The sequence below is a fragment of the Candidatus Competibacter phosphatis genome (assembly GCF_012939995.1).
Taxonomy (GTDB): Bacteria; Pseudomonadota; Gammaproteobacteria; order Competibacterales; family Competibacteraceae; genus Competibacter; species Competibacter phosphatis.
This window is the reverse complement of the sequence record NZ_SPMZ01000056.1, coordinates 1-25274: the sequence shown is the minus strand read 5'-3', so window position 1 is coordinate 25274 and position 25274 is coordinate 1. Positions and strand designations below refer to the sequence as shown.

General features: G+C 57.9%; 22 protein-coding genes and 2 pseudogenes. 2 read left to right on the top strand and 22 right to left on the bottom strand.

What is annotated here, in order from left to right:
- From E4P82_RS21520 to E4P82_RS16505, 8 genes and pseudogenes are all read right to left on the bottom strand, one after another.
- Window positions 1-292, bottom strand: a pseudogene (locus E4P82_RS21520) (hypothetical protein); the annotation flags it as partial.
- A complete protein-coding gene (locus E4P82_RS16535; protein WP_169249917.1) occupies window positions 286-1473 on the bottom strand; it encodes an O-antigen ligase family protein in 1188 nt (395 codons plus the stop codon). The gene E4P82_RS16535 and the pseudogene E4P82_RS21520, both read right to left, overlap by 7 nt.
- 51 nt (window positions 1474-1524) lie before the next feature.
- A complete protein-coding gene (locus tag E4P82_RS16530) occupies window positions 1525-2595 on the bottom strand; it encodes a FecR family protein (RefSeq protein WP_169249898.1) in 1071 nt (356 codons plus the stop codon).
- Between the two features lie 146 nt (window positions 2596-2741).
- A complete protein-coding gene (locus tag E4P82_RS16525; protein ID WP_169249916.1) occupies window positions 2742-3983 on the bottom strand; it encodes a tetratricopeptide repeat protein in 1242 nt (413 codons plus the stop codon).
- A 29-nt stretch (window positions 3984-4012) separates the two neighbouring features.
- Complete coding sequence (locus E4P82_RS16520; protein WP_211203183.1) at window positions 4013-5647, bottom strand: DnaJ domain-containing protein; 1635 nt, start codon at window positions 5645-5647, stop codon at window positions 4013-4015.
- Window positions 5648-5657: 10 nt separating this feature from the next.
- The gene (locus E4P82_RS16515; RefSeq protein ID WP_169249915.1) at window positions 5658-7982 is read right to left on the bottom strand and encodes a GumC family protein; all 2325 of its coding nucleotides are present in this window, start codon (window positions 7980-7982) and stop codon (window positions 5658-5660) included.
- A 30-nt stretch (window positions 7983-8012) separates the two neighbouring features.
- A complete protein-coding gene (locus tag E4P82_RS16510) occupies window positions 8013-8744 on the bottom strand; it encodes a polysaccharide biosynthesis/export family protein (RefSeq protein WP_169249914.1) in 732 nt (243 codons plus the stop codon).
- 28 nt (window positions 8745-8772) lie between these two features.
- Complete coding sequence (locus E4P82_RS16505) at window positions 8773-9600, bottom strand: tyrosine-protein phosphatase (protein ID WP_246327647.1); 828 nt, start codon at window positions 9598-9600, stop codon at window positions 8773-8775.
- A gap of 131 nt (window positions 9601-9731) precedes the next feature.
- On the opposite strand from E4P82_RS16505, the gene E4P82_RS16500 reads away from it, so the two are divergent.
- Window positions 9732-10862 (top strand): nucleotidyltransferase family protein, encoded by a 1131-nt coding sequence (locus E4P82_RS16500; RefSeq protein ID WP_169249913.1) that lies wholly within the window; start codon window positions 9732-9734, stop codon window positions 10860-10862.
- Between the two features lie 27 nt (window positions 10863-10889).
- On the opposite strand, the gene E4P82_RS16495 is transcribed toward E4P82_RS16500, so the two are convergent.
- The 14 genes from E4P82_RS16495 to E4P82_RS16430 all read right to left on the bottom strand — a co-directional run bounded on the left by E4P82_RS16495 (window position 10890) and on the right by E4P82_RS16430 (window position 24675).
- Window positions 10890-12035, bottom strand: a complete 1146-nt coding sequence (locus E4P82_RS16495; protein WP_169249912.1) for a glycosyltransferase family 4 protein — start codon at window positions 12033-12035, stop codon at window positions 10890-10892.
- Window positions 12036-12083: 48 nt separating this feature from the next.
- On the bottom strand, window positions 12084-13184 hold the full coding sequence (locus E4P82_RS16490; protein ID WP_211203181.1) for a phosphodiester glycosidase family protein: 1101 nt from the start codon (window positions 13182-13184) through the stop codon (window positions 12084-12086).
- Between the two features lie 71 nt (window positions 13185-13255).
- Entirely contained in the window at window positions 13256-13843 is a 588-nt protein-coding gene (locus E4P82_RS16485) for a sugar-binding domain-containing protein (RefSeq protein ID WP_169249910.1), read from the bottom strand.
- Complete coding sequence (locus tag E4P82_RS16480; RefSeq protein WP_169249909.1) at window positions 13800-15860, bottom strand: DUF4838 domain-containing protein; 2061 nt, start codon at window positions 15858-15860, stop codon at window positions 13800-13802. Before E4P82_RS16480 ends, E4P82_RS16485 begins: the two co-directional genes overlap by 44 nt.
- Before the next feature lie 26 nt (window positions 15861-15886).
- Complete coding sequence (locus E4P82_RS16475) at window positions 15887-16891, bottom strand: EpsG family protein (protein WP_169249908.1); 1005 nt, start codon at window positions 16889-16891, stop codon at window positions 15887-15889.
- A gap of 59 nt (window positions 16892-16950) precedes the next feature.
- Window positions 16951-18960, bottom strand: coding sequence for an asparagine synthase (glutamine-hydrolyzing) (gene asnB, locus E4P82_RS16470; RefSeq protein ID WP_169249907.1), 2010 nt, complete (start codon window positions 18958-18960; stop codon window positions 16951-16953).
- Between the two features lie 37 nt (window positions 18961-18997).
- Window positions 18998-19726, bottom strand: coding sequence for an NTP transferase domain-containing protein (locus tag E4P82_RS16465; RefSeq protein ID WP_169249906.1), 729 nt, complete (start codon window positions 19724-19726; stop codon window positions 18998-19000).
- Window positions 19726-20283, bottom strand: coding sequence for a glycosyltransferase family protein (locus E4P82_RS16460; protein ID WP_169249905.1), 558 nt, complete (start codon window positions 20281-20283; stop codon window positions 19726-19728). Before E4P82_RS16460 ends, E4P82_RS16465 begins: the two co-directional genes overlap by 1 nt.
- A 41-nt stretch (window positions 20284-20324) precedes the next feature.
- Window positions 20325-20624, bottom strand: a complete 300-nt coding sequence (locus E4P82_RS16455) for a glycosyltransferase (protein WP_169249904.1) — start codon at window positions 20622-20624, stop codon at window positions 20325-20327.
- A 149-nt stretch (window positions 20625-20773) separates the two neighbouring features.
- Window positions 20774-21379 (bottom strand): class I SAM-dependent methyltransferase, encoded by a 606-nt coding sequence (locus tag E4P82_RS16450; protein WP_169249903.1) that lies wholly within the window; start codon window positions 21377-21379, stop codon window positions 20774-20776.
- A gap of 177 nt (window positions 21380-21556) precedes the next feature.
- Complete coding sequence (locus E4P82_RS16445) at window positions 21557-22201, bottom strand: HAD family hydrolase (RefSeq protein WP_169249902.1); 645 nt, start codon at window positions 22199-22201, stop codon at window positions 21557-21559.
- Window positions 22198-23427 (bottom strand): 2-phospho-L-lactate transferase CofD family protein, encoded by a 1230-nt coding sequence (locus tag E4P82_RS16440; RefSeq protein WP_169249901.1) that lies wholly within the window; start codon window positions 23425-23427, stop codon window positions 22198-22200. The genes E4P82_RS16445 and E4P82_RS16440 overlap by 4 nt, the downstream gene beginning before the upstream one ends.
- On the bottom strand, window positions 23421-24314 hold the full coding sequence (locus tag E4P82_RS16435; RefSeq protein ID WP_169249900.1) for a glycosyltransferase: 894 nt from the start codon (window positions 24312-24314) through the stop codon (window positions 23421-23423). The genes E4P82_RS16440 and E4P82_RS16435 overlap by 7 nt, the downstream gene beginning before the upstream one ends.
- A complete protein-coding gene (locus tag E4P82_RS16430; protein WP_169249899.1) occupies window positions 24253-24675 on the bottom strand; it encodes a glycosyltransferase in 423 nt (140 codons plus the stop codon). Before E4P82_RS16430 ends, E4P82_RS16435 begins: the two co-directional genes overlap by 62 nt.
- A gap of 381 nt (window positions 24676-25056) precedes the next feature.
- Here E4P82_RS16430 and E4P82_RS21515 point away from each other — a divergent pair.
- Window positions 25057-25274, top strand: a pseudogene (locus E4P82_RS21515) (hypothetical protein); the annotation flags it as partial.

Below are 25274 nucleotides of genomic sequence, written 5' to 3'. Positions count from 1 at the left end.
CCACGATCGACTGGCCTCCCCCATCACCCGCCCGCCTACCCCCCTTCCCCCGTCGACGGGTGGAGTGCCGTTCCTCCTCGACCGGGCGATGGAAAAACACCGCTGCCAATAAAGCCGTAAACACAACATTGGCCGGTATCCGCAGATTGAAATCCACCAATGTATGCAACATCATCAATAGTAAGGCGATCCCTGCCCCGGCCTGCACAAAACGTAGCAGCGCCCATTCGCCGTGCTTCCACACCCGCGTCCATTGGCGTAGGTAAAATACCAACCAAACCGCAATCAGCACCCCCCGCCGCCAACCCGAACTCCAGCAACCATTCCAGATAATCGTTGTGGGCGCGGTTGATGGTCACCCCCCAGATAATCCGCCGGGTGAAACCGTCGTAGCACATCCTCGAAAGTACCGCCGCCACTGCCCAGCGGAAAGAATTCGCCGACTGCCTGGAGGGTGGCGTCGAAGATCCGCCAGCGTCCGTCCTCGATCGGGTCCGAATAGGCAAAGCGGCTCCACACCGGTGCCAGCCCGATCAGCCCGGCAAGCCCAACCCCAATCGCCGTAAAGCTCCCCATCAGCCCATAGATGTTACGCCCACCCAACCGGGTCGAAAACAGCGCGGTGCACAACAGGATGCCCAACATCGCCAGACTGACCCCAGCGCGGGAGCGGGTAAACACCAACCCCAACAGGATCGCCAATGCCGCCGCGCCGTATAGCGTCGCTTGGTTAATTCGGTTCACGCTAAAACGCGCCAACCATTGGCGTAAGGTCCGCTTGCGCCGGCCGTGACCGCCATACCAGGGCACACCGTGGCCGACTGTGGCCGCCAACAGCGCCAGAGTAACCGGCAACGCCATTTCCAGCAGGCCAGCTAAGTGGTTACGATTGATGTAAGTACCCGAGGCGCTGCCACCCATCAGTGTGTTGCCAAACCGGAATACGCTGTCTGCTCCATCGCCATATTGAATCAAGCCCAGCAGGGCCTGGCCCACGGCGATTCCCAAAAACACTTGCATCAGCGCCAGCAATCGTTGGCTCGATAAACAACTCGCCACCATGAACACCGCCAGCGGCGGCAACACCGCCAGCCAAGTTGCCTCGGTCGAGGATGGTACCAGCGAAATCACACTCCAATCGAAATCAGCCCCATCCGCGCCAGTCAGACGCAGCGCTCCGGCATAGAACTCCCGTCCAGGCAAATCGGCCCAAAGCGCCAGCGGCACCGGCAGCAACTGCACGAGTGGCAACAAAAAGAGCGCGATGAGAAAACCCTGCATTGGCCAGGACAGCGCCGAAGGTTGAGCTGGTCTCGCCCTCCCCCAAGCCAGCCCAACCAACAGCGCCAACGCCGCCAACTCCATGACTAGAAGCGGCAATGGCCGGTTGCCACCCCAATACAGCGGCGCGAATACCAGTAGGGCGGCTAGACCATAAAACAGAACCGCGCCGCTTTCAGCGGCGCGGTTCACAGCGGTTTCCTTTCAGCATACTTGCTTCCCAACACGACAGCCCTGGGACAATTACTGAGGGCTAGCGGATCCTGTGTCTCGATTGTTGTCATGCACGATAGCCGTGACGACCATTGCCGCGCCCAATCCAGCGACGATGACTCCTCCATTGATGGCGCCCGCAGCGGCAACCCCGGCACCGGCAGCAGCACCGGCGGCAGCCGTCCCCCCTGTCCCCGCTCCGGCAGTGCCCGTCCCCGCCCATAAACCCGCCACGCAAAGGCTCGACAGATCCTCGACCAGTACCTTCTCATCCTCCCCCACCCGCGTCCGGCAGCCGTCAAACACGACAGTGACCCGGCTGCCCGCTTCGGTGACGATCAGATCGTCGCCAAAAGCAGACCTTTTCGAACGCACCTGCGTCCGACCCTCTCCCGCGCCGACAAACACATCTCCCTTCGGTTGCTTTAACCCCACGACCAGATCCTTACCGGTTTTAGAGCCATCCAAAACGCCTCCCTTGCATCGGGTTCTCAATTCTTCGACCTTAACACGCTCGCCGGGTCCCACTTCCACCTCGCAGCCCTTGAAAACCACTGTAACCTCGCTGTCCTTCTCGGTGATCAACTGCGTATCGGCCTGGACACCCATATTCTGCTGGGCGGATGCTCGGATACCGCGTTCTTCCACAAAGGCGCTACCCTTCGGCTGCTCCAACCGCGCCGCCCATTCGTTGGCACCAGCCCCAGGCGGTGGAGAATTAGTCGGGGTGGAACCAGCCGTGGCCGGTAACGGACCCGCTTGGCCGATACGAGTGTCCTGAAAACCGTCGATGGTACGGACGCGGACGCGGCCCTGGCGACACTGCCGTGGTCCTTCGACAACCAGCAGGCTGTTCTCGGGCACCGCCACCGCGCAGCCATCCGAATACACCACTTCCGCTTGGCCACCAGCGACCGCCACCACCCGGTTGCCGGCATACAAGGGCAGGTCATCCCGAGCCAGCTCCATCGTCGTGGTTTGGCCGACGAATACTCGTCCCTGCATCTGCCGTAGCACGGCCGATGGCTCTAATGCACCGGCTTCCGCAGCGTATCCCGCCAAGGCCAGCACCAGACTTGCGGTCATCACCTGTATTTTCATGATTCGTCAAACCTCCCGCTTCTCACCGCCACCACACTCGCCTGACAGTCGGTACAATCGCTATTCAAGTATATAACAAACGATAGAGTAATATTTAGGCTCGCCAGATCGAAAAACCGGCGGCGGACCAAGATGGAAAATTACCGCTAATCTTGCCGGCCGATCGCCAGATCGTCGAACCAGATCCCGCCTTGGGCCTCGAAATCCAGTTCCGCCCGACCCTCCAGTTCCAATCGCAGCCATTGCACCGGACAATCCGCCGCTGGCACCGTGAACTCCTGGGCGAAAGGTTGCCAGTCGTCGGAACCGGTGAAAGATGGGCTTTCCGCCAGTAACTGGTCGCCCGACTCGCCACAGCGCACCGTCCAACGTAGGCCTCGTTCCGCCCGCAAGCCATCCGGGCGCACTCGTCCCTGCAAACGGTAGTGGCCCGGCTCCAGATACAGCGGTTGCCGGACATGCCGGAAATGTACCCGCTGACCATCGAAGACCACATGCAGGGCTTTGCCGCCACGGGTGCCGTAAGTCTCGGCGATTTCGACCGATACCCCACGCGGCGCCGAGATACGCCAGTCGAAACCCAACCCGGTGACCGGCAACTCGAAGCCACCGTTGTATATGTTACCCAAACCCTGTTGCTGGCGCTCGTCCAGCCCGCTCAACCAGGCCAGATAGGTCTCCAACCAATGCCCTTCCCGCCATAACCGCTCCAGATAAGCCTGCTGTTCAGCAGCTCCGGGTGGTTTTCCACTCCGCTCGCGATTTCGATACAGAAAGGCCACTGCCTCCAAATGCACCGCCTTGGCCGCGACATAGGCGAAGAATTGGTCCCACCATTGTGGCGGATCGGCCAACAACGATCGCAACAACGGTCGAGCCTCGGCGTTTTCGACCCAGCGTAGCAACAGCGGATACAACTGACCGGCGGTTCCCAGCCGGTTCCGCAGTAACATGTCCCAACGCGCCAGCGCCCGATCCGGTCGGCCCTGGGCCAGCCAGAATGCCGCCGAACGGGCCAGCACCGGCGTACGCATCGGCCCCAACGCATCGGCTATTTCCGCCAATGCGATCGCAACCGACGACTGGCCGAGTCCCGCTTGCAATTCGGCCAGCGCCAGATAGACCAGCGCGTCGGTGGGATTAGCCCAGGCCGCTGCCTGGTACAGCCGCATGGCGGCGGCCGGATCGCGTCCGGCCAGCGCCAAACCCTGCCGGTACAGTGCCACCGATTGACCGCTACGCCAGCGCAACGCGCCAGCATCGGCCTCTGGCGTATCTCGGGCAACGTAGTACTCGGCCAGACCGGTCACTAGTATCCGCCAAGCCAGCACCACACTCAGCACGGCCAAACCCACTGCCCCGATTAGCTTGTTGTTCGTTACCGCCATATTTTTGGGTTCTGAGGTTTCCGCTCGAATCAATGTCTCGGCCAATCGTAGTCGATGGCCACGATAGATAACCGCCTGTCCCGTTTGCGCACTTCAAAGCGGATTGTGCCCGCCAACTGGATCGAACCGCCGTTGTCGCGCCGCCGCAACCATACCTCATAACGGCCGACGGCGCTGGCGGAGCCGTCGCCACGCGTCCAGCGCAGATCGCGCAACAGCATCCGCCGAACCCAATGCGCGTCGAACAGCGTACCGTAATCCCGGCGGATGCCATCGCGACTGCTTCCATTCTTGCCGCGGGCGTCGGTCGCGAACAGCGCCATCAAACCATCTAGGTCGCCGTGCCGGTAAGCGTTTGTGTAGCGCTCGATCAATCCGTCCAGTTCTTCGATGACCAAAATCTCGGCAGGAGCGGCATCGACCCGCCGTGATTCTCTCGCTGGCTCCGTCGGCTGGTCCGTTGGCGGATCGGGTCGCGCCTGCCGTGCCGGCGCCGCACCCGCCCGATGCGACCGGTTTCGCTCAAGCTGTTCCCGCTCGACCCGCAAGGCTTCGGCCATCTGCTCCGCTTTAGCCTGTTCGGCCTTCAACTGCTTCAGTTTTACCTGTTCGACTACGAGTCGTTCGTCCCGCGCTCGCTCCGCTTGAAGCTGTTCGGCCTTCAATTGCTCCAGCTTTGCCTGCTCGGTCGCCAGTCGCTCGCTCCAGGTCCGTTCGGCGCGCAACTGCTCGGCGCGCAACTGTTCTTCCAGCCGGGTACGCTCCGCGCGAATCTGCTCCAGCAATGCCACATCGGTGGCCAGCCGCTCCCGGTGAGCCTGTTCCAGCCTCTCCTGGGCAGCGCGGCTTTCGTTGGCCCGTCGATGGGCTTGGCGCTCGCGCTGCCCCAGCGCCTGCCAGTCCGGCGCCACCAACAGCGCCGTGATGGCGCTGCGATCCTCCGAGTCGGCGGACACCGCCTCAGGATCAAGTGCAGTTTCGGGTGTGGGACGAGCAAGCACGACAACGCGCGGTCTGGCTTCATAAACGCCCCAGACGACCAGCATCGCCGCCAAAGCGAACCCACCCAATACCAAAGCGGGTATCCAACGGCGCGGCGCGAGGTTTCGGACGCGGAGAAAAATAGATTTGCGCGGACGTGGAGCGTGAACCGGCCTTGTGGGGAAGGAAACGGTTGAGCCGACGGCGACCGGGACGACAACCTGTGACGACGATGGTGACCTGCCGGCATCGTAAACCGCGCGGGGCTGCGAGCGCGATAGCACAGTCCATGCCTCGTTGACCCGGCTGGCAAAGTGATCGGTCCAGCTCTCGCCACTGCCGGCACGGTCCGGGTGAAACAACCGCATCAGTAACCGGTGATGTTCCTTGATTTGTTCAACCGTCGCGTCGGGCTCAAGCCCCAGCACCCGGTAATGGCTGGCACCACGAGCGAAGCAAAGTTGCTGGACCAGAAACCGGGCGGCGTCCCGCAGTTCGTCGGCCTTGGCTCCAGTCTGACGGACGGCGTCCCCCAACGTCTCCGGCGAACCGTTGGCCAGCCACAGCAACCGGTTCATGTCCTGCGGCAACGGCGCGGCAAGGCTCATTCGGTTTTGATATGTTAAGGGGGTACGGTAGCAAGCCAGCGCTAGCTCGAAGATATCGAGACCGGGATCGGTCACGCCGTACACCTCACGCTTCGGCCTTCATCCCCTCGACCAGCAGCTTTTTGGTATCGGGCGTGGTCTCGCCGTAGTAATCGGTATGGTAGTAGTAGTAATAACTACGGTAATACCCGTAGGCACCGGGCCGGGCCTCCAGCTTGGTCAGGATGGTGCCCAACACATGCACCCGTGCCCCGCGCAGCCGTTTGAAAGCACCCTGCACGCAACCGCGCGGCGTACTGCCCATTTCCACGGCCAACAAGATGCCTTCGCAAAGGTTGCCGACGATCAGCCCGTCGGCCAATCCCAGCAACGGCGGACTGTCCAGCACGACCTGGTCGAATTTCTCGGCGGCCAGCGTCAGCAACTCCACCATCCGGCCGGACGATAATAGATCGGCGGGATTGGGCGGCAGTGGCCCGGACGGGATGGCGAACAAATTGGAGATGTGCGTGGGCCGGGTGATGTTCGCCGGATGTACCTCTCCACCGGCCAGATAGTTGGTCAACCCGGTTTGGTTATCGAGCTGCAATGCCTTGTGCAGCGAAGGCTTGCGCAGGTCGGCCTCGACCAGTAGTGTCCGCTTGCCAGCCTGGGCGAACTGGATGGCCAGACTGATCGCCGTGGTGCTTTTACCCTCGCTGACCATGGCGCTGGTCACGGCCAGCAGCCGGGGCACACCGCTGGCGGTGGAAAATTGCAGCGCGGTACGCACTGAGCGGTAGGCCTCGGCGAAGGCCGAACGCGGGTCGTCGTGGCCGATCAGGGCGATGGCACGCTCGTCGCCACGCGCTTGCTTGAGCATCGGAATCATGCCCAGCACCGGCAAACCCAGCAGCTTCTCCAGATCCTCGGGTTTGCGGAAAGTGTCGTCGAGATGCTCGAATAGGAAGGCCAAGCCGATCCCACCCAGTAGGCCCAGCACCAGCGCTAGCGTGGCGTTCAGGCGCAGGTTGGGCTTGTAGGGGAAACTCGGCGCCTTGGCTTCGTCCACGATCGAGATATTGTTGGTGCCGACGCCGGCCGCCACCCCGACTTCCTTGAAGCGCTGTAGCAGACCGTCATAGAGTTGGCGGTTGGTATCCACCTCGCGGCGCAGGATGTTGAACTGGATGCTGCGATCCTGTTGCGTCAGCACCTCCTGCTTGAGCCGGTCGAGGTTGGCGCGCAGCAACGCTTCCTCGGCCTTGGCCGCCTCGTAGCTGGCGGCGATCGCCGCCCGGATGTTGCCGATCTCCTGGCCGATCATGCTGTCGACCTGGCTGATCTGGTTGCGCAGTTGCACCATGGTCGGATAAGCCGGCTTGTAGATACTGAGGTTGTCCTGGTATTGGGCCTCCAACTTGGCCTTGCTCTGCTTGAGATCCTGAATGATCTTGCTGTCCAGCACCTGACTCAGCCCTTGACGAGTGCCCAGCATTTGCCGATACACCGCTTCGGTGGCGATCCGTCGCTTTTCCGCTTCGCCCAGAGCGGCGTTGGTAGCCTCCAGGTTCTGGCCAACGATGCTTCCCTTGTCGCCGATGGTGAAGATCTGTTCCTGGCGGGAAAACTCGACCAGCCCGCGTTCGGACTCCTCCAGCTTGACCTTGACCTGTTGCAACCGCTCTTGCAGAAAGTTCCGTGCATAAGTGGTCGCGTCGAAACGCCGCTCCAGATTCAGGCTGATATAACTCTTGGCCAGCGTATTGAGGATAGTGGCCGCCTGCTTGGGATAGGGACTATCGTAGTACAGTTTGATCAACCGCGAGTTGCGCACCGGCTCGACTGTCAAACCACCCAGGAACCCGCTGATAAGCCCTTCGATTCGCCCATTTTCCGAGGGTGGTTCCGGTTTCGCGTCGTCGGTTTTCGGCAGCCAAGCAGCCAACCATTGCTTGAGCTGAGCTAGCGACGAGGGCGGTGGTGGCGGAAGATCGGCCAGCCCCAACTGATTGATAACACGCTGCGCCAAACTACGGCTCTTCAGCAGTTCATACTGGGTTTGGTAATAATCCTGGTTATTCCACCCTCCCGTCTCACCCGGCGATACTTCCCCCACCTGCAGGATCTTGATGTCCTCGCGATCGATCTGCAAAGTCAGGACAGCGCGATAGATCGGCGTCTTCAGGTAGGTGGCGGTCACCACGGCGGTCACCACGATCAAGGTAAAGATGAGGATGGTCCAACGCCGCTTCAGGATGACCTGCCACAACTCGCGGAGGTCGAGAGCGTCCTCTTCCGACTCTTCCTCAAACAGCGGTTGCTCACGCGGCCGAGCCAGCATGGGAACGCCGTTTTGACGCTCCGCCAAGATCCGGCCGGGCGATGGCGAGTTGGAGTCGGGGGATTGAGGCAATTCGGGAATATTCATCGATGAACGGATCAAGTTACGGAGTTATATTCAGCGTGCAAATAAACCGAATGGCAGGATAAACTCCATGATTTGCTTGGCGGTTTCCTTGACACCCGACGTTTCGACATGGACGACATCCTCGCCAAGCACGTCAGGGTCCGGCGCCTCGCCATCGCGGATCGCCACCAAGTCGTATTGCAGCATTTTGCGCGTACCGTCCGGTCCGGGGCGCAACACCATGGCCGTGCCGGAAGCCACGCTGGTCGTACCGCCGGCGCTGGCTACTACCTGCATTAGAGTGGTTCGCCCTTTGAGCGGATACACACCCGGAGTCTTGACCGCACCCACCACCGCAGTCCGCTGGCTGGTAAATTCCTCGATAAAAATGGTGACCTGGGGATTTTGCAGATAATCCTTGGCCAACCGGGCGGCGATATCAGCCGCCAGTTGCTCACCGGTCAGGCCTCCTGCCTGTACCAAACCGACCAGCGGCAAGGCGATCTGACCTCGGGAATTGACCCGAACCGAACGGTTCAGATCCTCGACGCCGAACACCTCAATTTTCAGCAAATCCTGCGGGCCGATCAGGTAGTCGTTCGGGGCCTCGACCGTGGTCACTGCAGTTGCGGGAGCGCTCGTAACCACTCCCGGCAATGCGGCGGGCGCGGATACCGATGTGGTGACTGGATCGGTGGCCGGCGGCGGGCTGGCGCACCCGATAATGCCGAGCAAAACCACCCCGAGCACCGTTATGCCCGCAAGCACTCTCTTTACCCACACGCCCGCGCACCTCCGATGAGTTGATGAGTTATTGCCGATTTGAAACTGTTCGGCATTGATCCATCCATCTACCTAGCATCACCTTGAGCGATTGCGTCCATGATACGCTCGAAACTGAATCGAGCAGCTTTGGCATTCGATCCGGCTCGATGTTGTCCAGTATACCTTTAGGTCGCGTCCCCACCAGATGCACCGCCTCTTCCTTGCCCACCCAACGCTCCGCCGCGCACTGCCCCTCCGCTAGTAACGGTGGCCGCCGTTTTGCACTGTGGGAATCGGTGGCCAGAATGTGAACCCAACCTTCATCCAGGAGTCGCTCGCCCCAATATTGCGCCGTGGAACCAAATCGACCGGTCAGGCTGCCAGCGGTCACTTGCAGCCAGGCACCCTTGCGTACCAGTTCCACGAAGGTCCTGTAATGGTCCTCAATCCAGCCCAAGCGCTCGGGGTGGGTGATCACTGGCACATAGCCGGCGGTCAACAAATCAAATACAGTCTCCTCCAAGCGCGGTGGCGCCACATGATGCGGCGGCTCCAGCAGAAAATAGCGCCCACCGTGTAGTGATGGCACTCGACCGGAACGTAAGCCACCCACCAAATCCCAGGCAAGATGAGTATCGGCGCCGTAGGTGAGCCGCAGCGGAATGTCGGCTTCGACCAACCGGCGCTGGAGTTCAATCACTGCTTGGCGAATGGCTGGACCGTTGTTCTCGTACAAGCCAGGATAGATATGCGGGGTGCAGGCGATGACTTCGATGCCATCGGCAACGGCGATGCGGGCCATGGCCAGCGCGGTTTCTAAATCCGGCGCCCCATCGTCGATTCCAGGAAGCAGATGACAGTGCAAGTCGATCATGGCATTACCGGTCAAGTTATGACAATATCCGTAACGATTTAAGAATTGACCAATCAAGTTACGCATCGCGTCATTATGTGCGCCACAATCTCTTGAAGGCTCGCCCTCACCTTCAAAACGCTGGTAACACCATGCCAATCGTGTCTCCATCCCCCGATTCCGCACGAGTCTGGCTGGCGACGTTGCTGCGGGGCGAAGTCCCCATTGCCCCAGCACTCGCCGAATCCATATTGCTGGATACCGCTCGGACCGAGGGAGTTCTGGCCCTGTGCCATAACCGTTTGCGCCAATCCCCCGCCTGGGCACAGTATCCGGTGACGCTGCGCGTGGCGCTGACCCGGTACGCCTACCAAGACATCGCCGTGGAGATGGCGCGTGAGATGGATCTGCGGGATGTGCTCGACGCGCTGGCGCGACAGAGCCTGCCAGTGCTGCTGCTCAAGGGTGAGGCGCTGGCCTGCATGCTATATCCCGAGCCTCATCTTCGCAATCGCTGCGACACGGATTTGCTGTTCCCGTCCCGGGAGGAAGCCGAGTATGCCTGGTGCGTGCTCCAGACTCTCGGCTACCAGCGAGTAGGGGCGATGTCCGGCGATTTGATCAGTTACGAACTTTGCTGCCACAAAACCGGTCATGGCGGACTGGCTCATGCCCTGGATTTGCATTGGCGGTGGAGCAATGCCGCACTATTCGCCGAGCGTTTTACCTTCGCTGAGCTGGCAGCGTCAGCCGTACCTATCCCGGCGCTAGGACCGCAAGCGCACGGTCTAAGCCTGGTGCATGCGCTGCTGTTGGCTTGCGTACATCGGTTCGTCAGCCTGGGAGGGGGCATGGCTGACCGGTTGATCTGGCTGTACGACATTCACCTGTTGGCCCAGTGCCTTACCGACGAACCATGGCAACAGTTCATGGCGCTGGCGGAAGAACGAACGCTGTGCGGCCCATGCCTCGATGGCCTGGATAGTGCGCGGACATGGTTTGGAACGAACCTGTCGGACGCGGTTCTGAGCCGGTTGCGGGCCGGAACTGACCGGGAAGGTTTCGATCCCCGCCAGTTCCGCCCACGATGGCGCTATGAATGGCAAACGTTCCGCGCCCTGCCTTCCACCGCCCTGCGCCTGCGCTGGCTTGGCCAACGCTTGTTTCCACCCCCCGATTTACTACAGGATCAGTATGGCTTTGAGGATTGGTGGAAATTGCCCTGGTACTATGGCGCGTGGGGGGTACAAAGCTTCGGCAAATTGTTTCGGCGCGACCGCTGACGAATGATTGTTGCCGAGCACCGAAAGCTACCGCCGGTTGTGGACGGTTGATCCCAGTAGTTCGCGATAGACCGCTAGCGTTCGCTCGATCACGAAGCGTTCATCGAACTGCGCCAGGGCCTTGGCGCGAGCCGCGGCGCCGAGGCGGGCGGCCAGGACGGGATCGTCGTGCAGGCACGCGATGGCCTGCGCCAGCGCCCCGGCATCGCCCACCGGGACCCGCAAGCCATCGACATCGGGCGTGACTACCGCGCGGCACCCGGGGGCGTCGGTGGTAATCAGAGGCAAGCCACAGGCGGCGGCTTCGATCAGGGTTTTGGGCAGGCCTTCGCGGTAGCTGGGCAGCGCCACTACGTCCACGGTTGCCAGCAAGGCCGGCATGTCGTCCACATGGCCAAGCCATTCCACCAGACCCTCGTCCACCCAGGCCCGCACCGTCGCCTCCGGGACGGAGGCCGGGTTGCCGGGATCGGGGTTGCCGGCCAGCAGGAAACGGATGGATCGGCCTTGTCCGCGCAGGATGCGGGCAGCGGCCACATATTCGGCCAAGCCCTTGTCCCACAGCAGCCGAGCGGCCAGCAGGACGCGCAGGGGCTCGTCGATGATCCGCCCGCCGCCGGGGATAAAACGAGCGCAATCCACGCCGGAGCCGGGAATCTGCCGCACGGCCGCGACATCCACCAGCCTCGCCCGCTGAAAGAATGCTACATCGTCGGGATTTTGCAGGATCAGCCGCGCGCCACGCCCCCCCAGCGCCAGCCGCAGCAGGGCGCGCACCAGGGGGCGTAACAGGCGCGCCGTGAGTTCGTTGCTGGTGAACACGTAGCCCATACCGGTCACGGCGTTGATGCGGCCGGGGATGCGTGCCAGGCGGGCGGCCAGCGAGCCGTATACCGCGCATTTGATGGTAAAGCTATGCACCAGATCGACCCGCTCCTGGCGGATCAGCCGGTACAGCCACCCCAGCAGGACCAACTCGCGCAGCGGGTGGAGGCTGCGCCGCGCCATGGGCGCAGGCAGCCAACGCAAGCCCAGGGCACACAATTTTTCGCCATAGGGACCTGGCGGCGAGATCAGCAGCACCTCATGGCCGCCCTCGCGCAGGGCCATAGCCAGCGAGCGGCGGAAATTGTACAGATACCATTCAGTATTGGCGAACAACACGACCTTCACAACCAAACCTCTATAAAGATGGCGATCCAAGGGAAGGGAGAAGCGATGTTACCGGCTTACCGACAACGTCACCGGAAGCATTTGCGGCGAACGGGCCGCTTCGGGTGCCGTCAGAGTGATCGTAGCGTGGTAGGTACCCGCATCCAGGGCAGCGGTGTGGTAGACAACCTGGACTGTGTCGCGCTCTTCGATGCTGTTACCGCTGGCGGGATGAATCGACAGCCAGCCAGCATCGGCGGTGATCGAGTAGCTCAGCGTGCTCCCACCAGCGTTCCATACTTCGAAACGCTGCCCAGCGGCATCCTGGCCCTGGGCGCAGGTGGAGTCCAGGGTGACCGGGTCATGCGCCAGTTCGGCTGGATGGGTGTTGTAGTAAACGCCAATGCTGTTGCCCACGGCGCGCTGGAGCGATCCCGAGACCGCCAGGCTGGATATTCCATCCCATCGCGCCATTCCGGTCGACCTCCCGCCATCCATGAGGATGCCATCAAAAGCTTCAAAGTGTCGCAGCCATTCGGCCACCTCAGCAATACCCGCATGGCTCAAGGTGATGAAATAGGTATAGCGGCCGTCTTGCGATATCCCGATGCCGGTTCGCCGATTAGGTTTGATGCCCTTGGCGAGGATACCCTTTTTGAGGACATCCTGTTGGCCGCTGACCGCAACTTGCATCGGGCTGGGATCAGCGCCGGCAGCTAGTCTGGCAATGCGCGGGGCGCCGTCTTTACCGACCATAAAAGCCGGTCCGCCGTCCGCGGAAATACTGGTGCCTTCCCAGGCTGCGTATCCCTGCAGGTTTACCCTGCCGACTTCAACCGGGGTAAATTCGTTGGCATTGATGGCGACCAGTACTTTATGCCCGGTGTTTTGGGAGTCGGCAACGAACTCGGTGGTCTTACGGGTTTGAGTCTCGTATAAGCCCGCCACGTAGCCGGGGCAACGTTCGGTGGTGTAGAAACGCAACCCGTTGGTTTGCGCGTCAATCCGCACGACATCAATTTGGTTGGTACCCCAACTGACCCTCGCATACCGAACCCCCGGTCCCAGCACTGTCGCCCCCTGCCAATCGAACGTTCCCGCAGGTTTATCGTCCAGCACGGACGGTAGTAATGCAACAATCATCATCACGATCCAGCAGGGACAGTCCATCTGATATTTCCTGATGGCTACAAGCTGGTTCAGCAGGGTTAGCTGGCCTTTGGCCTTTGGCCTTTGGCCACTCAGTCCCATGACCTGCGATAGGTCTCCTCATAAATGAACGGTCGGCGGAACAGGCCGCAAAAATGATGCTCACAATTCAGCCGCAAAGCGATACTGTTCTTCCCTGTTTTCAGTTTCCCCATCAGATCCACGTCCCATTCGAAAGCGTAGTCGTTCAACCACCAAAGTTTTTTCCGCTCGCACTTGGCCACTTCCTCGCCGTTGATATAGAGCCAACTCTCGTTGAAAAGGCCCGGAAACATCAGGTGGGTCTTGCCCTGCACCTGATCGACCGTCAGCTCCATATCGGTGCGATACCACATGTCGCCGGTGTAGCTCTGCCGGTCAGAGTCACGGACTCCTTGCGCCTGGGCATAGAGATCGGTGCGCAGCATTTCCCATTGATCGGGATAGTCCTTCAGGCTTCTGAGCGTATAGCGGTCCTTGTTGGCATTGAAAAAGGTCAGATCCACAGCCTGAGAGGCATACTGCCTGTCGACACCCAGGCGCTGCTTATCGCGATGGAAAGCCCATTCCACCGGCAACCGGACGATCAGTCGGCCCTTAGTGCCATTCGTTAAGCTGTCCAGCCGGGCATACTGCCGCACCTCGCCCGGCCACCACGTCGGCCCCTTCTCCCCCCATGCGGCGATAGGTGGTGAAGATACCGTTCATAGTGGTCAGGTCCTCGCGGACCACCAGCGTATTCACACCAACGCTGGTTGCTTCCGCATAATTGCCCTGCGAGGCCGCCAGCCGAATCATTCTCAGGTATCCATCCATGATCTCGAAACTCATGCGCGTAAATCGCAGGCGGTTCAGGATCAGTTGTTCGTTGCGGCTGCGATTCTCCTTGCGGGCGAGCGGTTCCACCAGACGCTCGGCCTCCTCCAGGTTCATGCGACAGTTTTCGATCACCGTGGGCGTATAGATGGCCGAAATAACAAAATGCTCATGCTCGGTCACGATGGTATCGTCCCAAGCCTTATAGATCGTACTCCAGTAGCTCTCCATCGGTTTTGCCGCTGGGCCGTAAAACCTGGGATAAAACTCCTTGAGCAGCGCATCGATATCCTCATCGGGATTCCACATCAAGCGCCCCCGGAAGAACAGATTGAGAAAAGTCGTGCCGATCGCATTGCGGCTCTCGGTGTTAATACCGAGGATACCAGCGTCGCGATAGTGCCTCACGTCCTTGCGAAAGACTTGGTGCGACGGGTTGGGGATATCGCGCCACACCAGCATGCCTTGATCGTAATCGTAAATGGCCAGACGCCCTTCCATGATCTTGGCCCACTGATAGAGCATGTCCCGGTATTCCTGGCGGGACGGCGAGTCCGGGTCGTCCATGCCATGGTTGGGGTCAATATCGATCGGCGCCAACATGCCGAACAGCGTCCGTTCCGCCGTCATCGGGCGCACCGGCGGGAGGGTCATGTTGGCATAGGCCAGAAAACCCAGTTTGGCGCTGCTCGTCGGATATTTATCCTGCAGAATACGGGCGATATTGTTATACAGATCGAGCATTGGGTCGGTCACCGCCCATCGCATCATATATTTATCCCATTGGAGCTTCATTAACTCCCTGTCGCTGGGGTAAACCGAGTCGTAATTGCCATCTTCAATGCTGATCGAGCGACTCTGGCCTTTGGCGAAGGCGGGTTCAAGCTTCCGCGCCACATGAGCTGCCGTCTCTGGCGCGGTGATAGGAAAATTGAAGGGACTCAGAGCGCCCGGCAGATCCTTCGTATAGGCCCCGAGGGCATGGCCAGCAGGCGGGAAGCCCCGATCACCGGAAACCATCATGTTCCGTCTTTTGAATTCGGGTAGTCCTGAATTATCACCGAGCCAGGAAATCCAGTATCCGCGAATCTCGAATGGCGAACCGTAAGTATAATCGAGCTGGCCTACCGCCAGCGTTTCATATTCAGGAATGGACTCGCCGAAGTCGGTGGGAACGTACCAACGGCAACCCCAACGCCAAAGCAACTCGGCAACCGCGAAGTAATGAGAGTCATCATTGGTACCGGCCAGGTATACCCGGTTACCTTCACGCAACAGCCCGATCGCATCGGCGGCCAGGATAGGATTCGGCTTGGCTGCGGCGCGTATCCGCCGCGCCCAATCCGGCTTGGTGGTCAGGGCCTCTTCACCCACCAGGAAAACTGGAGCATTGCCTGCAAGCGCCGCATCGATATCCTCGCGCCGATAGACCAGTTGCGGGGTCGCTCCGGTCATCAGGCCGATATACTTGGCCAGATCGGTAGCGGCCAGCCACTCGGCGTTGCGAGTTCCTTTGGTGTTCTGCCCCCGCACGAGGGTGCCCTCTTTACTCTTGGTCTCTGGCAGCCCCGCCGCCGGCGAGACGACAATGACCGCCTGGGTGTTACCGGCAATGGTAATATTCAGGTCGTCCGCCCCGGGTGTACCGGCGATCTGGGCGCTGACACTGGTCACCATGAGCAATACGCCATAAATAAGTACGAAGCAGCGTAGGGTAGGTGTCATGGTCTCGCCACTGCGTTCAGCCATGCCGGCCAGGCGGCGGCGGTCGCATCCGGGCAGTCGAGGCGAAAATCCCAGGGGATAGGCCAGTTGGGCGAGGATCTTGTCGAGATAGAGCATGGTGAGATTGGCGAACGGGATAATCTTTAGAACCAGGCTTCCAGCGGATAAAAACGATAGGGCAGCCAGTATTGCGCATGAGTTGCAAAGTTGAGCCAGACCAACAGCACCGATCCGTAATAGAGCACTACCAGCCCTTGAACCTCCAGGCGGTGTTTGCCGCGCCAGATCACATTGGGCAAGCGCGGAAACACGTAGATCTGAATCGGAATGAAATACAGCGCCACCCGGTCCACCGCAGTCGACGAGGGCGAAATCACCAGAATCGGGACAAAGGCCAGCACGATCAAGGCCATCCAGGTCCACAGAGTCTGTTCCGCACGGTCGAGACGAAAGCGGTTGCGGTAGGCTAAAAATAGCACGGCGGGCACAGCATTCATGACGATCCGGATCACCCCCCCTTCCGACGCATACTCGGCCTCAAGATAGTTTTTGATCAGCGTCTCGGTGGACTCCTTCAGGTACAGGTAATACATCAGCACCGCCGTAACCCCCACCCAAACAGCCGTCCAGACTTTGCGCTCAGTAGTGGCCAGCATCGCAATCGGGATCAGCACTACCGCAGTCTTGTGGAACAGGGCGGCAATCGCCACAAAGATCACGAACTTGACCTTATTGCCCTCGGCCAGCGCCAGCAGCGCAAACAAACCCAGGCCGATCGCCACCCCCTGGCGCGAATAGCCCATGGCGACCACTACCACCAGGTAAGGCATTGCAACCGCCAGCGCCAGCAGCGGGCGGGGCTGGTTGCGGCAAAAGGCAATAAGCCCCAGCGAGAAAACTGCCCCGTAAGCCAGGTCGGTGCCATACACCCCCCATCCCATGTTATTCGACAGCCAATTCATAGCGCCATGCGCGGGGTCAAAACGTTCAACCGCTTCCCAAAAGCTCAAGGTATTGATTTCGTCCAGATGGCGTAGGTAGCTACCCCAGTCCCCGCCCACTTCATAGCGATAACCAATGAGCAGGGTCCAGCACCAATCCGGTGACCCCCCCAGCCCAACCACATCACCGCAACGAGTGCTGCGCACCCGGAAAAAACGATGCCCCTGCCGGCACCAAAAACATCAGCCAGTAAGGCCACATCTCACTAATTCGCCTCCAACCATGCCTGAAACATCAATACCGACCACAGCCGATAGCCATACGACGCCTGCCCCGCCAAATGTGCCATCCATGCTGCACGAATTGGCGCGGGGTCGAGATAGCCCTCTTTCCGCAGCCGATCCTCGGCCAGCAAACTCTCCGCCCAATCCCATAACGGCCCGCGCAGCCAGGCATCCAGCGGAATGCCGAAGCCCATCTTGGGTCGTTCCACCAGCGTGCGTGGCACGTATCGGTCCAGCAGTCGGCGTAGCAACCACTTGCCCTGCCCCTTGCGGATCTTCAGGCACATCGGCAACGACCAAGCAAATTCAACGACCTGTCGATCCAGGAATGGCGCGCGGGTTTCCAGCGACACTGCCATCGCGGCGCGGTCCACTTTCACCAGGATGTCGTCGGGCAGATAGGTCAACCCGTCCAGCGCCATCATCCTCACCACTGGGTCGGCCAGCCGGGGCCAGCGCGACCGCTCATCCAGCAGATTGGGTGGTATGTCCCCGCCTACCACCATGCTCCCGACCTGGGGCCATTCGGACACCAGCGACACATATAGATCATCCATGCTGCGCAGCTCGTGCAGGCGCTTCCCCAACTTGTGCGCCTTGTCGCCGGGCTGGGCGATGCCCAGCCGCCTGGCCAGCGGCCCCGCCAGCCGGTTGATCGTGTCACTCGGCAGGGCGGTGAGTCCCGCACCTAGCGCGCTTCGCATTGCTCCCGGCAACCAGCCCATGCGCTGCCACACTTTGGGTACATGAACATATCGGTTGTAGCCGCCAAACAGCTCGTCCCCGGCATCACCGGACAGCGCCACGGTGACATACTGGCGTGCCAGCTTCATCACCAGGTGCGTTGGCAGTTGCGATGCATCGGCAAAAGGTTCGTCGTACATTGCTGGCATCTGCGGCACCAGCGCCAGCGCGTCATCGCCGCTCAGGCGCAACTCGGTGTGATCCGTGCCCAGATGCGCAGCCACCGCACACGCATGCGTCGCTTCGTCGTATTCGTGCTCATCAAAGCCGATGGTGAACGTGCGCACTGGCCGAGAGCTATTGGCCTGCATCAGCGCCGTGATCGTCGTCGAATCCAGTCCGCCGGAAAGCAGCGCGCCCAGCGGCACATCCGCCACCATCTGCCCGCGCACCGCCGCGCCTAAGTGTTGTTCCAGAACCTTCAGCGCCTCCTCCTCCGAGCCAGCAAATGGGTTCGCCATGCCGTGTTCGGCGACTTCGGCCAGCGACCAGTAGGTCGTAGGCTCCCCTCTCCCGCTAGCGGGAGAGGGGTCGGGGGTGAGGGTTTCCTTTGTCGTCACCTGCAAATACGTCCCCGCCGGCAGCTTGTAAATCTCTTCGTAAATCGAATAAGGCGCGGGCACATAGTTATAGCGCAGGAACAAGGCCAATACACCCCGGTCGATGTTGGCCCGAAAAGCCGGGTGCGCCTTCAGCGCCTTCAATTCGGAGCCGAACAGGAAAGCATCGCCCTGCCAGCCGTAGTAGAGCGGCTTCTCGCCCAGGCGGTCGCGGGCCAGCGTCAGCGTGCAGTCGCGCCGATCCCACAGGGCGATGGCGAACATGCCGATGGTCCGGCGCAGGGTTTCCTCTACGCCCCAGTGGGTAAATCCGGCCAGCAGGGTTTCGGTATCGGAGTGGCCGCGCCACGGATACTCTCCTCTCCCGCTGACGGGAGAGGGGTTGGGGGTGAGGGCTGGGGGTGAAAACAACTGGTCCAGATCTCGCCGCAGTTCCTGATGATTGTAGATTTCGCCATTGAAGGCGATCCCATAGCGTCCACAGTCCGAGAGCATGGGCTGATGCCCGGCGGGGGATAAATCCAGTATCGACAACCGCCGATGGCCTAGCGCGATCCCCATCTCCGAATCCGTCCAGACCCCGCTATCATTGGGACCGCGGTGGATCAAGGTATCGGCCATGCGGCGCGCGACCTGTTCGAGTTCAGCGCCCGCTTGTGGCCTCAGAAAACCGGCGATGCCGCACATCAGCCGCGCATTCCCCGTCGAGGATACAGGTTTGGATTCATAAATGCGCCTCCACATCCTTGAGGGTGTTCATAGAAACCAGATCAAGTTCGGTGGCGATTGGTAAGGCTTCCACCCGCAAACCTCGTTTTGCCAGAGAACCGATGATGTAAAGAAAGCCATGTTCGCTCGTGATCCTGCCGTATTTGCCGGGTAGCTCCTCTTGAAGTGCATTCAGAGTTACATCGTTTCTGAACACGAAAAGACCGATATCGCGTTCGCCTGCTTGGGGAACGGCGATACCGTGCTCGCGTGTCTCGACGACTTCGATCACACCACCCGATATGTCCCGCGTGACCACGGTGTAGGCGGAATCCACAACGCTCGTCACAAAGGTGAAGTCGTTATCGTGCTCAAAGTGAGCCTTTACGGCAGCCCCTATAGTGGCCGGCTGAAGGAAGGGAATGTCTCCCCAGATCAATAACCCATGATCGGTTGACTTGAATGCTGGCGATTCTTGAAAGCGCAACACGGCATCACCCATGCCTTGCGGTTTGGGTTGCAGTACCAGGTGAAATGCCAATCCCGCTTTCTCCAGGCATTCACGGATCGGCGCCTCACCTTCCGGACTCACTACAATGGTGGGGCAATTATCGTAGCAGGTTAGTAATTCTACGATCCTGATCAGGATCGGCTTGCCCTGAATCGGAAACAGGGTTTTGGGGTACGGTAGTCCCGCCCGGCTCCCGCGTCCAGCCGCTGCGACCAAGGCGCGAAGTCTACCCATCAAAATCCTTCCCTATCTGCCCCCCGTAGGCCGCGCGCAATCGCTGAATACAAGAGGGACGAGTTGCTGCCTAGCACGTAGGATAGAGCGGTTCCTGGGCCATTGCGGCTACCGGTTCGCACCAATACAGCCAAGACCGCTAATACGTGGCGCAACCCAACTGCATTGAAATACCGTGCGTTCAGTATTAGGGTGTTCTTGACGTAATAATAGACCTTGACTGGCGAATAGGGGCGTTGGCTGACGTCAGGGTGGAAATGCACGGCATCCAGTACTGAAATAACTTTTCCTATTTGTCGCAAACGGAAAAAGTAATCTACTTCCTCACCGAAAATGAAGAAGTTGCGGTCCACATTACCTATTGCGCGCGCCGCTGCAACAGATAGCAAAGCTCCATTGAAGAAATGCGCAAAAGGATAGACACCATCAGGCACAAAGATGCGTAATTCAGAGATTGTTCTAATCTTACGTGGCCAACCGAGAATCACGGGTACGCCAGAAATATTGAGTACCGGAAACGGAAAGACAAAGTGGGTCGGCTGATCTTCACGCAGCACGACGGATGAAGCGCACACAACCCCCCGGAACAAGCGCTGCCTCAAGTTTTTTCTAATGCGGATGAATCTGGGTAACCATCGTCATCCATCAACCAGATGGCATCGAAGCCATTTTCAAGAGCGTACTGAATGCCGCGATGCCAGCCACCGGCTGAGCCAACATTTTCCTGCGTAATAAATGAAATATCACGACGCTCCAACATTTCCATAGTGCCGTCTGTGCTGGCGTTATTCACGACCAAGAGCGCGTCAGGCAGGCGGATCTGTACCACCAAATGATCCAAGCAACGATTGAGTAATTCACAGCGATTGTGGGTCACCACCACGGCAATGATTTTCAAGTTAGCCTCTATATTTCGGTCAAAATTTTCCCTCAATTTTCTATGATATAGCAATTTTTCTATATATAGCGACAATTGAGACTCCGGCTCCTGTTATGTTGAGAAACTTATTAATGAGCGCTTTGAGCCCATTTCCTAGTACATTTCCGCTAAATAAATTTTGAGCTTGCGCTGAGATTGACTCGGGGCTTAGCCGTGTATCTTTTTTTGGCTTTTCTTCTTTGCATATATTGTACTATTCTAAATATGCTAATATTTTCAGTATACAAGTATATCTTTTCAAATCCACATTGTGTTAATAATTTATGGAGAGTTTTCGGGGAGTAATAAGAAATATGCTCCGGGTAGCAAATCATGCCCCAATTCTTTCCAAGTACTTTTCTTTCGATACTATTGAAGTTAGGAGTTGTAATATACAAAATTCCATCTTTATTGAGTAGGTAATGGATATTCATAAGAACTTTTCGTGGGTTATTTATGTGTTCAATGATCTCCGTAAATATAACTAAATCGAAAGATATATTTTCATATGGTTTTGACGGAAAAATACCGCCTGAAATCATATTAATTCCTTTTTCTTGGCCAAGTTTTTCGAGCCAGGCATCATATTCTGTGCCATAGCAATTGCAGCCTAAATTCTTAAATTCGATCAAGTGCTTACCATCACCACAGGCAATATCAAGAACATTCTTTATATCGAGAATATTCATTAATTTGACAGCAATTTTTATTGATTTTTTTTTATAGTGTGACAAGTAACTTCTTTACTCGAATAATCATAAGATTGGTAAACATTGTCAAGCTCTTCTTTTGTCGGTTTGAGTTCTGAGAACACAAAATAACATTGATTACATCTCACTAAGTAATCTTTTTCGTAACCGGAAATTGAGGTGAAATTTGGAGAGTCACAGATTGGACACTCAAGGATTTTTTCATTGGCCATATTCTTGCCCCTGCATTACCTTGTATATACTACTAAAGGCGATTGTTTGAATGTCTATTACTTCCATTTGAGATGCTTTAGCTGATTCAATGCCTGAGGTTGAGTCCTCAAAAACCATTGCGGCCTTTGGGCTAGCTTGAGTTAAGTTTAGAATCTTTAAGAATCCCTCTGGATCAGGCTTCCCATGCTGAACATCTTCTCCAAACACCATAGGATCAAACCACTCCGTGTAACCCAGCTTCTTCAACGCCAGGCTGACCGTACCACGCGAACCCGAGGTGTATATGGCAAGTCGATAGCGTGGCCGCGCCCATCGCAGGAATTCATCCACACCGGGCAGCGGTTCGAGCGATCGTTCAATCAGTTCCCTGACCCGACGTTGCTTGGCGGCGGTCAATGCCGCAATATCGGCCTCGGTGAATTCACGCCCCACAATAGTCAAGCAACGGCGCATGGCATCCGTGGTTTTAAGGCCCGCAATGTCTGGATAATGTATTGTTATCCCCAAGGGATGCAATGTCTCCGAAAAAGCGGCGGCGTGCAGCGGTGAGGTATCGGCCAGCGTGCCATCGAAATCAAAAATCAGCAGTTGCTTACCCCGCAACACGGCCCGCAGATCGACGACATCAGTCATTGGCTTGCCCGAAATGCGCTTGCAGACTCATATAAATCCAGGATGCTCTGCACGAGCTTGACACCATCATGACGGCCGGGCGCATCGGGGGATTCGAACACATCCAAAACGCGCCGCACCGGCACATCAACAAAACCTTCCTCATCATATTCCACGTAGGTTTCACCGGCCTTGAAGCGGCTGCGGTTCACTAATATCACATCGAACAACTCAGCCATGGCGTAGGCGCGTCCATCGGCGAGGTTCAAATAGCGATACGCGCCCCGGATATAGTCTGATGCTTTGTAACGGGGAGTTTCGTAGTCCGCCCCAATATTAGTGATGATCGCTTTAAAGGCGGATCGGTTATCGGCAATGGATTGCGCCAACCCAACCGACATATAAGTCGGGTAAAGCGATGAATGTTGGGTGCCGGCAGCATATATGATAATGTCCGCCTGTTGTAATACCAATCGAACGCTCGGCGATACTTCCACATAACAATGATGACGTTCCAGATAGTAGCGTTTCTCCTGTATACCGAGACGTTCGAAGCGTTCGCGATCCAGCGGCTGGTCCAGCAGGTAGATGCGCTCGATGCGGACATTCGAGCGCAATTCGACGACTTCGGCCTCGCTGTAAAGCATCTGGCCGTTTTCGCGTAAGGCTACCAGAACCTTGTTATCGATGCTGGTGGGCAACACGGTTCCGCGCAGCTTGAACAGCCGGTCGATGAAGAGCGTTGCTTGTTCGATATTCCGGTTGAACGCCAGGAAGGTGCCTGCATAGAGGCAATTCATTATGGAGCAGTCGGCAAAGCGGAACCGCTCGCCGAGCACCTCCTCAATAGCGTTCAAACCCGCCAGAAACTCGCTCAGAAACGCCTGTAGCGATAACCGAACCTTGGCCCTGGTGGGGTTCGATCCCACCAGATCAGCGCACGCACCCGTGACAAATGCGCGTAACTGGGCCTTCACCTCGTCAGCCCCGGCATCCATCGGGAACCGATATCGGAACAGATGCAGGTTCGCCGGATAGTCCGGATCATCGTTCGGCAGCATCAATTCCTGCACTTTGCGAATGTCCGAAGGCCCCAACATGCCGAAAAACCGCCGAATCTCACCAGTAGACTTGCCGTCATCATAGGCATTGACCACTGAAGTCACATGCAAACCCTGGCGACTCAGTAAAGCGGGAATCAGTGACGTCGCGCCACGCCCGCCATTCAAGACCACGACATTCAACATTTGATGAAACTCAGCGTCTGAATTCCTGATTCACTAGGCAATAGTTCATGATAGACCTCTGCATAGCGCATCACGCCTTGCTCCAGGGTCAATTCGCGACAGTTCTCACGAATGTTGATCCCACCTGCCTGGCGCTGAGCCATGACCCGTTCGACGGCGGCGCGCAGGGTTGCCTCGCGAAAGTCCCGCACAATGACCGATCCATTCCGCTGAAGGTCGATCATTGCATCTAGATCCCCGACCCCGGTGTTGGCGATGACTGGCACGTTACAAGCGAATAATTCAGCTAATTTAGTGGGTGAACAGCCTGCCTTGGAGATGTCTGCGCGGATGAACACTACCGACAAATCTGCTAGCGCAAGGTAGGTTGGTATCTCGTTCCGGTCAGCGGAGATAAACCGGATGCGATCGTGAGAGATACCCTGCGCGACACACTCGGCATTGACTAACTCCCGGCCATTGTTAGACACGAACAGAAACCGCGCCGAAGACCGTAGAGCCAGCATTTGGCGGAACAACGCCAGCATCTGGGGAAGCAGGTAATCCGGCCCTAAACTGCCTAGGTACAACAAAACGCAATCATCGGGTTGCAAGCCCGCTTTTTTACGAGCCAGATCGATATCGGATGGGGACACGCGCTCAAGGTCAAAATGCGCAAAGTCTGCGCAGCAGGGGATGACCTGAAAGCGCCGCGCCGCCTCCGCAATGTTGGTCAGATACCAACCGGTAAGCACCTCACGGGCTTTCTGGGTCAGACAAACCACTTTGTCGGCATTGTGAATCATGGGGCCTTCAAGTTGCTTCATTCGCTGATAAGCTAACTTCTTAATTCCATGAGTCTTTGTTAATCCAGTATCGGCATAAAAAGTCGCGAAAGTCGAAGACAAACCGCGCCCCTAATTTGCGTTTGAGTTGATGTCCAATTAAAGCTGGGGGAAAACTTCGGCAATGCACCAGCCGAATGTTTTCACTCATTACAATACGCCATGCCGTTCGTCTCGTAATCTCCTGGGTCCAGGCTTGGCCAAATACCTGAGGGCGATTGCGATAGTGAACCCTGGTCCACCTGACGCCCACTTCATCAAACTGGCGTTGATACACATCGATCAGCGCCTCCCGTCCTGGTTTTTCGGCGCTGAGTACATGAATCCTGAAGCCGAGTCGGGCAAGCCCCAATACATAAGGAGCGACTTGGGAGCGCCCGATGTGATCGGTAATCCCGTCTTGGGTAATGTAGAGTATCGTCATGATGGTTTAAGTAAATGACAGTCGTTTCTTAAAGTAAATTAATAGCCTTTGGTTGAAATCGTGTGTTCGATCTTGTGCTCCTTTCAGTAGACAAGTCGCGGTTAGGTCTTTGTTGTGACTTTGTTGCATAAATCAAGGATAACTAATTGATACCTATTAAGTATTTAAGAATACCACCCATAAAAACATGATTAAAAATCAATTTGTTGTTGATTTACGCAACAAAGCCTTTGTTGTTAGGTGATTTCCGAAGATAAATATACCATTGTGTGCGATAGTTACAGCTCTTTCGTAACTTTGATGAGCTGAACCTGATGTCTCCTCTCTGTGTTTCTGAGAACCAAGCCGTAGCGGATGTCGGACATCTGGACGATATCAAACTTGCATCTTCCAAGATGCTGGGGGGCGGAGCGGCGAGCATTTCAGGCGGCGATGGCGTTGAAGTATTGCGCAGGGAGTCCTCGGCAGGCGGAGGCGGTGTTTGGTTGGAGCCGCGCAGCGGTGGAACTGGGGTTGCACGAGACACGCACGGGCATCGTCTGTGTGAGTGCGCACGCGGCCTTTTCCGGCGACAAGCTGTGGGAGGAGAAACACCCAGA